We start from the raw sequence: 12,015 nt of genomic DNA, 5'->3' as shown, positions 1-12,015 counted from the left end.
TCACTCAGGTACTGCCATCTTTGCTGTTTAAGCATCAGATAACGCCAAAGTGTAACCCTCTCACGACTAGCCTAACATCCTCTCCGGGGGGATAGGATGAAACTGGTATATAAGTTGCTGGCTAAGAGCACGTGAGGGGTGGGTAATGAGCGCTAAGAGACATAGGGTAAGGGTTGTAGTTTGCCCTGGCATCCACGAGCGCGCGTTAACTCAGCAATTTATTGAGGGCTTGCTAACAACTGGCGAAGAACGCTTACATCCAGCATCGTGGTTAGTGTTTCCAACCGATCGTTACCCTGCTTATTCAGGGCTGCACATCCTGCGCTTTCTTCATGAAAAATTAAGCACTCATAGTCCGGATGCAGCACTGCATACTCCGTTGATTCTAATTGGGTTTAGTGCCGGAGTAGTAGGTGCTGTAAGTGCGGCTTGTGGGTGGAGGAGTCTGGGTGGAGTGGTGAAGGCATTGATCGCAATCGATGGGTGGGGTGTGCCACTAATAGGCGATTTTCCAATGCACCGTATGAGCCATGATGCGTTTACACACTGGAGTTCAGCCTTGCTGGGCGCAGGAGAGGACAGTTTTTATGCTGACCCTAGTGTGGATCATCTAGATTTATGGCGATCGCCACAGATAGCTGCTGGCTACTGGGTTAAGCCGGGTTCTTCGAGTCCGCCTAGAGGCACTTCCGCTGCCACTTTCCTTACTGCCCTGCTGTGTGATTATGAAGCTCTGTTGTAAAGCATTGTGGAAGCAGCAAAGAATATTGCTAGTTGTCATGTGAGAACACTAAAATAGCTCAACTTAGAGCACTAAAGTTAATGCCAGACTGACGCTATTGCTACTAAGGTGTGCTTAAGCTGACAACACTTGCTTAAAGCACCGCAAATAAGGGAAGAAACTCAGCTGGTTCCTAAACGATCTTCAAGACACAACGCTATGTCTCCAAGCAGTCCTGCTAATGGCGGGTTCGCTACACTCCTGCAAAATCGCTCCTTTTTAGCGCTCTGGATCGGGCAGGTTTTGTCGCAGGTTGCCGATAAAATCTTTTTCGTATTTCTCATTGCGCTACTGGTCAACTATCAGCCGCCGCCTGGTTTAGAAAGCTCTGCCCGTTCAGCGCTAATGTTTGCCGTTACCTTGCCTGCAATTTTGTTTGGCTCAGCAGCAGGTATTTTTGTCGATCGTTATGACAAGCGACAGATCCTCATCGTTTCCAATCTGCTGCGCGGTCTGCTTATCTTGGCAATACCGCTACTGCCCAGAGCCTTTATCGTGCTTCTGGTGATTGGCTTTTTAGAGTCCCTCCTCACGCAGTTTTTTGCACCAGCCGAACAGGCAGCGATTCCGCTTTTGGTGCCTCGTGAAGGCTTGATGAGTGCGAATGCGCTGTTTACAACGACGCTGATGGGTTCGCTGATTGTGGGCTTTGCGATCGGCGACCCAGTGCTTAATCTAGCAAGGGCGGGTGGGCGCTTTGGGCAGGAGCTTTTGCTGGGCGGGCTATATCTTGTGGCAGCCGTTATCTTCTATTACCTGCCAATTCGCAAAAGTGGTGCTGATCCTAAAATTGTGCAGGCTCACCCCTGGAGTGACTTTAAAGCAGGGCTAGCTTATTTGCGAAAGGATCGCTTAGTAAGCGGCGCGATGGTGCAGTTGACTATTCTGTATTCGGTTTTTGCAGCGCTAACAGTTCTGGCGATCGATCTGGTGGAAGAAATTGGGCTGAAATCAACTCAGTTTGGCTTTTTGTTAGCTGCCGCAGGCGTTGGCATGGTCTTTGGTGCAGCAGTACTAGGGCACTGGGGCGATCAGTTTCACCACAAACCACTCCCGCTGATTGGCTTTCTGATTATGGCAGCGGGCTTAACCGTGTTTACTTTTACTAACCAACTGTGGCTAGGTCTTGGTCTCAGTACGTTGTTGGGCGTTGGGGCATCAATGGTCGGCGTACCGATGCAGACGTTGATTCAGCGGCAAACGCCAGAAGCAATGCGCGGCAAAGTTTTTGGCTTTCAGAACAATGTTGTAAATATTGCTTTAAGTGTGCCGTTGGCAATCGCCGGACCGCTTACCGATGCCGTTGGCTTGAGAGTAGTGATGCTGGCGATGGGTACAATTGTCAGCGTGGTTGGCATCTGGGCATGGCAAAGTACTCGACGTGTTTTGCAAGACGTGCTTTGAATGAAGGATAGATGTGACGATTGCCCTGCTGGGCTGCTAGATAGAGGCAGCGCGATCGCGCCATTTCCAAATGCTGCTAGAAATTAAATTTGTTGCCATATGGGCGACGACAGGCACCACCAGGTTATGAGTTACCAGAGCGCTATAACCGAGTAAAACCCCAACGATCGTTGCCCATGCAACATACGACCATTGCTTTGGGCTACTTAAATGCAAGACCCCAAAGCAAAGACTAGAGATAATTACCGCTTCAAAGGTCAAGCCAAAGGCTGGCAGCATCACCCCACGAAACAGTAGTTCTTCACTTAAGCCAGGTAGCAGCCCCAGCCAGATGAGATCAGGTAAGACAAGCGGCTTCAGCACCAGTGCTAGATAATAATCAGCACTCTGGCGATAAGCTCCCCACACGCGATACACCACTGCACTAGCAAATGTGATAACAAGCCCTAACCCTAGCCCCTGCAAGATGGCGAGCGGTGACCATTTCAGCGGTAGCAGAATCACCGTACCAAACTGAACCCACAGTTTGGCAGCAACTAACAGCACAACTGCCGTTACGCCCATGGCAATCAGTACTTGGGTCCGGCTTAAAGGTTCGACTTCGGGGTGATCAGGAAACTGTGCCACAGGAAAAAAGCTGCTAAAGAACGGACTCTCACTTCAAAGCTTAGGCATTCTGATCTAGTGATACAGTTGGCGGCGGTCTGAAAGAGCCATGATTTCTCAACAAGTCTAGCGCTTTGCGCTCAAAGTGCATCGTCTGTTTGTTGAGGGATTCAATCATTAAAACGGGATAACGATCGCAGGGATGGCTTGAGCGCAGCAGCACTGATTCCTGCCCGTTGAGCCACCAGTAAACCTAACGCTTCCAGGTAAGAGGGCACGCAGGTTGCGTCCATGCCTAAGGCTTTGGGTGGCACTTGCATAGTAGTCTGGTTGTCCTGTACTGCAATGATGCGGGGCGATGACGCTCCAATCGTTGATGATTGGCTCCAGCTCATGACTGCGCTACCACCACAGGCAGTTGCAGGTACTACGACAGCATCTACTTGCTCTGTCCAAATGTCCCCCATTTGAGGACTGAAGGTAGGATGCGATCGCGTCACAAATTGCGGCGCACGACTTAAGCCCACTAAAACACAGGGCAAAAAGGTATAGCCTAATTCTTCAGCGGCCGATCGTGGTGCAACGTCAGCATCAAGCGGCAGCGGCAAAAGAGCGGGCGCATGAGCACAGGGAATACCAAACGTGCGTACAACTAAATGGCTGATTACTGCTTCGGCTCCTGCGATCGGATCAACACCCTGACCATGGCGGTATTGTTGAAGTGCATTACCCCCAAAATCATCAGGAAAGCGGGCAACTACCGCGAGCGCCGTTGCGCCTGCTTTTTGGATCAATGCCTCTGCTGCACGTAACAAACTATCAGGGTTTTGAATCGTACCCCATGTTGCACCCGATGCAGCTGTTTGCAAACTCACGTTTAAGGGCGCATCTGTAACAATATATTCAGTGAGATCTAATCCCAGTGTCGCTCTTGCTGCATCAGCAGCCTGGATGTGTCGCAGGCGCAACTCTGGCTCAATCCCTTGATCAAGGATTAACCCGATACGGTTTTGGTGAACGGGACGCAAGCCCCACTGTCCTGCTGCAAACTGATCTAACCCATAGCCCTCCACATACAGTGCATTTGGAAGCTGCCAATAAAGCTGCGCGCCGTTAAGAACATTAGGATGCGTAATAAGGCAATCGGCAACCTGTGCGATCGCCCGTGCAACAGGTAACGCATCGCCTGCATAACCACCGATCGTCGCCCCAATGCCCGTCGGTATAATCAAGGCAACAGTAAAGGGGCGTTTCATAGAAAGGATAAGGAATGTAGCTTGCTTCCGCTCGGCGGTAGGATGAGGGATGAAAAATTAGCCTTTAGCCTTCATCCTTTTTTGTAATGATCGCTTCCACGATGGCTTTTTGCGTAGTGATATTTACCTCAGTTACAGCCCAGCGTAAGGGATCGCCATAGGTTTGCAGCTTAGCTTCGATCGCTTGACGCACTTCAGCAGGCGATCCCTCAAGCTTAATTTCGGCAGTGATGAATTGAGTAATCACTATTCACGTTCAAAATTGTTAGGTTGATGGTCTTTGCGTATTGGTATTAAAAGGAGCGATCGTCTAGTAACCGTTCACAACTCATTGAGTACATACGCAACTTGCTCACCATCAGCTTCGTCAAAACCTGCCAAACCTGAGGCTGTAAATCGGCACTCAGATGGAATACTTGAATCTAGCAACGGTGGATCTTCTTTTCCTAATAGTTGTAGAAAAGATTGAATTAAAGAATCTAACCATGAGTCGTTAGTCTGCTTCTGAGCTAAACCACCGATCATCTCCCCAAAGTAAAGCGGAGATTGCCGGCTATACTCCGTTTGAAGAGCGGCTAACGCTGCTTGGTGAGCCTTGAGAGCAGTATTCTCACGACTGGAAGGTAACTTCCACTGACCTCGGAGAGAACCAGATCGGTAATCTATTTCGACCAACAACCTTGTACATTGACGATCGAAAGCTCGCTCTTCAAGAGCTTTCAAAACGACTGCGGCTCGGGTTGAAGATTGTACTTGCATTTTCTCAATGCTAACTTTCCAGCTACTACCACCTGCAATGCTTGGGGTCTGAATCGTTGCTATTAGCAGCAAGGAAAGGACAGAAGGTTTTGTTACTACTTTCATGCTGCTGATAGACAATTCTTAGGGTACAACTCTCCCTTAAAACCTGCTATACAACGAAAATCTAGTGTTCTCAGCTCTTATTATTTCTGTTGAAACTGCCCAAACTGGAGGTGATAAACCGTATCTTCTTTCTCAGTTTCAATCTTCAAATCAGAACGCGGATACGCGACACAAAGGAGGGCATAGCCCTGTTCTCTCAATTCTGGGCTAACCCCCATTGCATCGGGCTGATCAACCCTGCCTTCAATCACCTGAGCCGCACAGGTTGTACAAATACCTGCATTGCAAGAATTAGGTAACTCCAGCCCAGACGCTTGAGCCGCTTCTAAAATGGTTTGATCATCGGGCACCTGAAGCGTATGAGTGCTACCCTGATGCTGAAGTTCAACCGTGTAGGTGTTAGACATAAGCGATCGACAAAAGAATACAGCGCTTCCTTGATTTTTCGATAGATGGCTCAGACGATCGCGGGGCAGCCGTGCCTAGACACACACTGAGACGATCGTCTGACTGACCGCCGATTTAACGTTGGGCTTCAGCGCCACCCACAACTTCCAGGATTTCTTGCGTAATTGCCGCCTGACGAGCTTTGTTGTAACCCCGTGTTAGCGTGCTAATCAAGTCCTTCGCGTTGTCGCTGGCATTGCTCATAGCAGTCATTCGGGCGGCAAGCTCACTAGCGGCAGACTCTTGGAGCGCTCGTAGCAACTGGTTGTTTAAATACAGCGGCAGCAAAGCATCCAAAATCTGTACCGGATCTTGCTCAAAGATCATGTCTTGAGGGAAGGTCTGAGGTGCAGCAGCCGCTACTTTCGATCGCTCCACCTGAAACTGTCCACCACGAGACGTGAGCCGGAAGATTTCATCGTCTGGCACCTCAAGTCCCTGAGGATCAAGTGGCAGAAGCGTCTGAATGACAGGACGAGAACTAATGAGTGAGACAAACCGTGTGTACACCAACTCAACTTTATCAACCGTTTCAGAGAGAAAGAGAGCCAGCAGTTGATCGGCAATTTGCGACGCCTCGGAAGCAGTGGGAATCTGCTCCAGATTGACAAAGGTTTCGACGATCGGCTGATCACGTCGTTGAAAGTATTGCGTTGCTTTGCGACCAACCAGCACATAGCGGTAGTTGATGCCTTCCGCTTGCAGTTCCTTAGCGCGGATTTCTGCCCGCCGAATCACGTTGGAATTATAGGCACCGCACAGACCGCGATCGCCCGTTACAACCAAAATACCTACAGTCCTGACCGTACGACGGCTCAGCAACGGCAGGTTTGCTTCGTCAAACCGTAAGCGAGCTTGCAGCCCGTAAAGTACCTGTGCCAGCCGATCAGCAAAGGGACGTGTTGCGATGACCTGCTCTTGAGCGCGACGCACTTTAGCAGCAGCAACGAGACGCATCGCCTCAGTAATTTTTTTAGTGTTTTTGACCGACTTAATGCGATCGCGAATGCTTTTGAGATTTGCCATGTCGGAAGTGAGGGATGAGGGGTAAAGGGTGAGGAGTGTCTCACCAGAGCAAAGCTAGAGCAATCAATGTAAGCAGTGAGATGAAAAGAGGAGTAAGGGCGTTACACCTTTCTCCTCACCCCTCTCTCCTCATCTCTATGCCGCAGCAAACGTCTTCTTGTACTCGCCAATCGCGTCCTTCAAAAGACCTTCAGCTTCTGGCGTTAGCTGCTTCTCAGTACGGACAATATCGCCATACTTAGGAGCGCTGTTCTTCAGATAGTCACGCAAGCCTTTCAGGAACGAAACCACCTTATCAACCGGAATATCATCCAGATACCCATTGATACCAGAGTAAATCGAAGCTACCTGTTCGGCGACTGAAAGCGGCGAGTATTGCGGTTGCTTCAGAATTTCACGCAGGCGTTGACCCCGTGCCAACTGATTTTGGGTCGCCTTGTCAAGGTCAGAAGCAAACTGAGCAAAGGCTTGCAGATCGTCGTACTGAGCCAGTTCCAGCTTCACCTTGCCAGCAACTTTTTTCATTGCCTTCGTTTGGGCAGCCGAACCAACCCGTGAAACAGAGATCCCTGCATTCACAGCTGGACGCAAGCCGGAGTTAAACAAGTCAGATGACAAGAAGATCTGCCCATCAGTGATCGAAATCACGTTGGTGGGAATGTAAGCCGAGACATCACCCGCTTGCGTTTCAATAATCGGTAATGCAGTCATGCTGCCTTCACCCAGTTCAGGGCTAAGTTTTGCAGCCCGCTCTAACAAACGGGAGTGAGCGTAGAATACGTCACCTGGGTATGCCTCACGACCGGGTGGACGACGCAGTAGCAATGACATTTGGCGATATGCCTGCGCCTGCTTGGAAAGGTCATCATAAATCACCAGGGTGTGCTTGCCCTTGTACATGAAGTATTCTGCAAGAGTCGCGCCTGTGTAAGGTGCAAAATATTGCAGAGTTGCAGGGGCGTTGGCGTTTGCAGCAATAACGATGGTGTAGTCAAGCGCACCATTCTCACGCAGGACGCTAACAATGTTGGCGACGGTCGATGCCTTCTGCCCAACTGCTACGTAAACGCAAATAACATCTTCACCCTTTTGGTTCAGAATGGTGTCGATCGCAACGGAGGTTTTGCCCGTTTGACGATCGCCGATAATCAATTCTCGTTGACCGCGACCAATAGGAATCATGGAGTCGATCGCCGTGATGCCGGTTTGCAATGGCTCATACACCGACTTACGCTCAATAATCCCAGGCGCGGGCGATTCAATCAGGCGCGTCTCTGTCGTGTGAATGTCACCCTTACCATCAATGGGGCGGGCAAGGGCATCTACCACCCGTCCAAGCATGGCTTCACCTACTGGAATCTGAGCGATTCTGCCAGTAGATGTCACCGAACTTCCTTCTTGAATATTAAGTCCGTCGCCCATTAGCACGACGCCAACGTTATCTTCTTCCAGGTTCAGCGCCATCCCGACGGAACCATCTTCAAATTCCACCAATTCACCCGCCATTGCCTTGTCTAAACCATAGATGCGGGCAATACCGTCACCAACTTGCAGCACTGTACCAACGTTTGACACGTTGACCTTTTGATCGTACTGCTCAATCTGTTGGCGAATAATGCTGCTAATTTCGTCTGGTCGAATACTTACCATAAGAGTTGCTTGTTGTGAGGATGAGAGATGGGATCAGTTTTTGGTTGTTCGTTGTTAGCGCTGAGACTAAAAACCAACCAATAACGGCTAACAACTTAAGTTGTGCTGCCTAAGCGTAACGAAATGCGTCGGAGTTGACCGCGCAAGCTTGCATCAATGATCTGAGAGCCAACTTTGATAATCACACCACCAATTAAGTCAGGATCGATCGTTGTTTCGATCTCAACGTTTTGGGCACCCGTGAGGGCTATCACTCGCTCACGCACTGTCTGCTGCTGCGCCTCGTTAAGTGGCACTGTCGAAACAATTTGAGCCAGCGCAGTTTGGTTTAGTTCGCGTAGCAATGCCTGATACTGCTTCAAAATGCCGCTTAAAAAAGCGATACGACGATGATCCACAATCAGCAGCAGAAAGTTGCGAATGTGGGGATGCACCTGGTCGCCCAAAACCTGCTGCAAAACTGCTTTCTTGGCGTCCAGACTGACAACAGGGCTTGCCAAAAACTGATCGAGATCAGGCGATTCTTTCAGGAGGTTCAAGATACTGCTGGCATCTTCACCAAAGCGATCGCTCAAATTCTCAGTTTTTGCCAGAGACATCAGCGCCTGGGCATAGGGGGCGGAAATTTCACTGGTAATGACGCTATCACTCACTGGTCGCCTCCTACTAGCATGGCAATGCTACGATCAATTAATTGTTGCTGCACCGAGTCATTTAGCCGCGATGGCAGCTCTGACTCGACACGCTGCATGGCTAGCGCTGCTACTCGTTGACGTAGCTCATTGATCACTTTTGCCTGGTCAGCGTTGAGATCCTGGGTCGCTGCTTCACGCATCCGTTGGATATCAAGTTCAGCTTTGGCAGCAATCTCGGCTTTAGCGGTAGCAGCGGCTACTTGTCCTGCTGCTCGAATTTTTTCCGCTTCCCCTTGAGCTTGTGCTAGCTTCTGCTGTTGCTGTGCTAGAGCACTCACTGCGTCCTTCTTGCGTTGCTCAGCTTCTTTAATGGCGTCTTCGATCGCAGTTCGACGAGCGCTCAGGGTTTTACCTAAAAAGCCGCGCCCAAAGTAGATCAAAACACCCGCAACGATCGCCAGGTTAACCAAATTGGTTTCAAGAATGTCGAAGTTGAGACCAAAGCCACCTGCCTCAGCTGTTTCAACCGCTTCGGTGCCTAAAACTTTAGCACCAATCGCCAACTTTAAGAGAATATCCATATCGCTACGTCCAAAATGGCTGGAGTCATTAGCGTTCAGTTGTTAAGCTCTAGACTTTAAGGGTGCTTAGAGATTAACAGCCAACGTCTAAAGACTGACTAAAAGTTTGTCTAAAATCTGGTGGCTCAATGACTCAACTTGCTGCTCTAAGGAACTCATTGCTTCCTGCTTCTGTTGATCAAGCTCACGCTGCACGCGCTCACGCTGAGCCTGCGCTTCTTGCTGTGCAGTGGCAATTTGTTGGTCAGCAAGGGCTTGGGCTTCCGCTTGTGCCGTAGCGATCGTCTGTTGATATTGCCGACGAGTCGTTGCCAACTCTTGTTCGTACTGCGTTGCTAAATGTTCAGCCTTTGCCAGCCGCTCACGCGCTTCGGTTTCATTTGTGCGGATGTAGTCACTACGGTCTTCGATCGCCTTTGTTAATGGCTTGTAAAAGACCACGTTTAGCAGGGCAACTAGAACCAAAAACTGAACCGCCATCAGTGGCAGAGTGGCATCAAAATCAAACATTGTCTTGAGTTTGGGGTTCTTGAATTGGGATGGAGCGTCTCTCGTAACTTCTCGCAATTGATGTCGAGTTATTGGTAACTGGTAACTAAAGGCAAGCAGAATGACTCTGTTACCAATTACCCATCACTCGTTCACTTCAAATGGCGCGTACTGGTTAACCAAATTACTGAAGCAAGGCGCTTAAGCGAAGGGGTTAGCAAACAACAGCACAAGCGCAATCACCAAGCCATAGATGGTCAAGGATTCCATAAACGCCAGAGTTAGCAGAAGCGTACCGCGAATTTTGCCTTCTGCTTCTGGCTGACGGGCAATCCCTTCAACGGCGGAACCGGAGGCATTACCTTGACCAATGCCAGGACCGATAGACGCTAAACCGATCGCCAATGCAGCAGACAGAACAGACGCAGAAGCAACTAATGGATCCATGATTCTTTCCTTGAGTAATGAACAAACTAAATGAACAACTTGCCGCTTAAAGGCTCAGGTTTCACACCTGCGATCGCATCTAAGCAATCTGAACCGATAGCAATCCGCCAGCAGATCAGCAATTGAAGCTATGCATGCTCCTCATGCTCATCTCCATGACCTTCAAGTGCTTCGTGGATGTAAGCACCTGCCAGTGTGGCAAACACTAGCGCCTGGATTGCGCTGGTAAACAGACCTAGAAGCATCACTGGTAACGGCACAAACAATGGCACCAGAAGCACCAAGACCGCTACCACCAACTCATCCGCAAGAATGTTGCCAAACAAACGGAAACTGAGTGAGAGTGGCTTCGTGAAATCTTCCAAAATTGCGATTGGCAGCAGTACAGGGGTTGGCTGGACATACTTTGCAAAGTAACCCAAACCCTTGCGGCTAAAGCCAGCATAAAAATACGCTAGAGAAACCAGCAGTGCCAATGCCACAGTCGTGTTGATGTCATTGGTAGGAGCAGCTAGTTCGCCTTCGGGAAGCCGAATCAGCTTCCAGGGAACCAACGCACCTGACCAGTTAGAGACAAAAATGAATAAAAAGAGCGTACCAATAAACGGCACCCAGGGACGGTACTCTTTTTCACCAAGCTGGTCTCTAGCAATGCCACGCACAAACTCCAACGCATATTCCATCAGGTTTTGAATGCCTTTAGGGATACGCTGGACATTGCGCGTTGCCGCGATCGAAGCAATCAATAAAAGCCCAATCACGACCCAGGAAACCAGAAACACCTGTCCGTGGATTCTAAGGTTGCCAATCTGCCAGTAAAGATGGTGCCCCACCTCAAGGCTGGCAAGCGGAAAAACGTTAAGCGCTGGGAGAAAACTTAGCATTAGACTTTGAGCGGTTTTCCCAAATAGATTAAGGGGTGAAAAGTTTCAGAACCGGCTGATTAGCGAGAGTCAGACGGTAGCAAGAGACGAAACATATAAACAATGAGCGCGGCTTTATAGGTAAGAAAACCTAAAAAGATTGGTAACACCTGCAATTGATCCAACCGAGTTGCTACTATGATCAACCCAATGAAGATCGCAATCTGGGATTTGCCAACCTTGCTATTCCCATTGCCTATCTGCTCAACGTTTCTAGCCAACACTTTCAAGTAAACCACACCTGTGCACGCTCCAAGTAAATAATTCAGAGCAATGTTGAGCGGGTAAAAAAAGCAAACGGTGAGGAAAATTATCCCCGTCAGCACTAGCGTCGTGAGCAGCAACTCGCGTTGGAGTTGGTAGTACTCCTGCATCGAAGCATTCGGCTTCGTTGAGCTGTCACTGGGCTGTGAAGGTGCGCCTGTTTCAGTGGTTTGCATCGTCAAAAGGATCAACTCGCTGTTTCAGCCATACTGACACAACAAAGAAACTCAACGATCGCACGTCTTTAAAGTAAAGACTTCAATGTGATGAGTTCCAGTCTTTTACTGGCAGCACCAGAGACCGCTGTCATCATATCACGCAGGGAGTAATAATACTTAATGACGCAAGATTAAGCAGGGTTAAAAAATGAAGTGCTGTTCCCTTAGCGATTGCATCTGGAATCAACACAGCAATGATCGAGTGCACTGGCTCCTGCACCTTCGGTTGATCGCATTGGTCAAGCAGGCGATCAATGTGTCCTTCAATATTGCATCGAACTCTACCCTACCTTAAGAAACTGTTTGTAAATGTATGTGAAGTAGAAGACAACTACGGTCACAAAGGCGCGATACCAGAAGAGTGACATCTACATGGCTTGAGGATATGAGTCAGCCTTACTACGACAGTGACCTGACCGATGAG

The 12,015-nt window shown here is 49.3% G+C and carries 15 protein-coding genes; 2 read left to right on the top strand and 13 right to left on the bottom strand.

The features are described 5' to 3' along the window. Positions 1 to 145: 145 nt before the first annotated feature. Complete coding sequence (locus H6F86_RS15115) at positions 146 to 742, top strand: hypothetical protein (RefSeq protein ID WP_190449439.1); 597 nt, start codon at positions 146 to 148, stop codon at positions 740 to 742. Positions 743 to 940: 198 nt separating this feature from the next. After that, positions 941 to 2,185, top strand: a complete 1,245-nt coding sequence (locus tag H6F86_RS15110; RefSeq protein WP_190449438.1) for an MFS transporter — start codon at positions 941 to 943, stop codon at positions 2,183 to 2,185. 36 nt (positions 2,186 to 2,221) lie between these two features. Here H6F86_RS15110 and H6F86_RS15105 read toward each other — a convergent pair whose 3' ends face one another. The 13 genes from H6F86_RS15105 to H6F86_RS15045 all read right to left on the bottom strand — a co-directional run bounded on the left by H6F86_RS15105 (position 2,222) and on the right by H6F86_RS15045 (position 11,549). Continuing rightward, a complete protein-coding gene (locus H6F86_RS15105) occupies positions 2,222 to 2,812 on the bottom strand; it encodes a CPBP family intramembrane glutamic endopeptidase (RefSeq protein ID WP_347240423.1) in 591 nt (196 codons plus the stop codon). A gap of 149 nt (positions 2,813 to 2,961) precedes the next feature. Beyond that, positions 2,962 to 4,047 (bottom strand): DUF3326 domain-containing protein, encoded by a 1,086-nt coding sequence (locus H6F86_RS15100; protein WP_190449437.1) that lies wholly within the window; start codon positions 4,045 to 4,047, stop codon positions 2,962 to 2,964. A gap of 64 nt (positions 4,048 to 4,111) precedes the next feature. Further along, entirely contained in the window at positions 4,112 to 4,294 is a 183-nt protein-coding gene (locus H6F86_RS15095; protein WP_190449436.1) for a hypothetical protein, read from the bottom strand. Between the two features lie 74 nt (positions 4,295 to 4,368). Continuing rightward, entirely contained in the window at positions 4,369 to 4,911 is a 543-nt protein-coding gene (locus H6F86_RS15090) for a hypothetical protein (RefSeq protein WP_190449435.1), read from the bottom strand. A gap of 80 nt (positions 4,912 to 4,991) precedes the next feature. Continuing rightward, complete coding sequence (locus H6F86_RS15085) at positions 4,992 to 5,318, bottom strand: 2Fe-2S iron-sulfur cluster-binding protein (protein WP_190449434.1); 327 nt, start codon at positions 5,316 to 5,318, stop codon at positions 4,992 to 4,994. A gap of 115 nt (positions 5,319 to 5,433) precedes the next feature. After that, positions 5,434 to 6,384 carry a F0F1 ATP synthase subunit gamma gene (locus H6F86_RS15080; protein ID WP_190449433.1) on the bottom strand — a complete coding sequence of 317 codons (951 nt, stop codon included), beginning with the start codon at positions 6,382 to 6,384 and terminating at the stop codon, positions 5,434 to 5,436. Positions 6,385 to 6,519: 135 nt separating this feature from the next. Further along, complete coding sequence (gene atpA, locus H6F86_RS15075) at positions 6,520 to 8,034, bottom strand: F0F1 ATP synthase subunit alpha (RefSeq protein WP_190449432.1); 1,515 nt, start codon at positions 8,032 to 8,034, stop codon at positions 6,520 to 6,522. Positions 8,035 to 8,129: 95 nt separating this feature from the next. Further along, positions 8,130 to 8,687 carry an ATP synthase F1 subunit delta gene (gene atpH / locus H6F86_RS15070; protein ID WP_190449431.1) on the bottom strand — a complete coding sequence of 186 codons (558 nt, stop codon included), beginning with the start codon at positions 8,685 to 8,687 and terminating at the stop codon, positions 8,130 to 8,132. Further along, the gene (locus H6F86_RS15065) at positions 8,684 to 9,250 is read right to left on the bottom strand and encodes a F0F1 ATP synthase subunit B (RefSeq protein WP_190449430.1); all 567 of its coding nucleotides are present in this window, start codon (positions 9,248 to 9,250) and stop codon (positions 8,684 to 8,686) included. The genes atpH and H6F86_RS15065 overlap by 4 nt, the downstream gene beginning before the upstream one ends. Positions 9,251 to 9,337: 87 nt before the next feature. Then, on the bottom strand, positions 9,338 to 9,760 hold the full coding sequence (locus tag H6F86_RS15060; RefSeq protein ID WP_190449429.1) for a F0F1 ATP synthase subunit B': 423 nt from the start codon (positions 9,758 to 9,760) through the stop codon (positions 9,338 to 9,340). Between the two features lie 180 nt (positions 9,761 to 9,940). After that, positions 9,941 to 10,186, bottom strand: coding sequence for an ATP synthase F0 subunit C (gene atpE / locus H6F86_RS15055; protein WP_190449428.1), 246 nt, complete (start codon positions 10,184 to 10,186; stop codon positions 9,941 to 9,943). Positions 10,187 to 10,314: 128 nt separating this feature from the next. After that, a complete protein-coding gene (atpB, locus tag H6F86_RS15050) occupies positions 10,315 to 11,070 on the bottom strand; it encodes a F0F1 ATP synthase subunit A (protein ID WP_190449427.1) in 756 nt (251 codons plus the stop codon). A gap of 59 nt (positions 11,071 to 11,129) precedes the next feature. Further along, a complete protein-coding gene (locus H6F86_RS15045) occupies positions 11,130 to 11,549 on the bottom strand; it encodes an ATP synthase subunit I (RefSeq protein ID WP_199322055.1) in 420 nt (139 codons plus the stop codon). Positions 11,550 to 12,015: the final 466 nt, after the last annotated feature.

This window comes from Phormidium sp. FACHB-592 (genome assembly GCF_014695795.1).
GTDB lineage: Bacteria > Cyanobacteriota > Cyanobacteriia > Leptolyngbyales > Leptolyngbyaceae > Stenomitos.
This window is presented reverse-complemented; position numbering and strand designations above follow the sequence as displayed.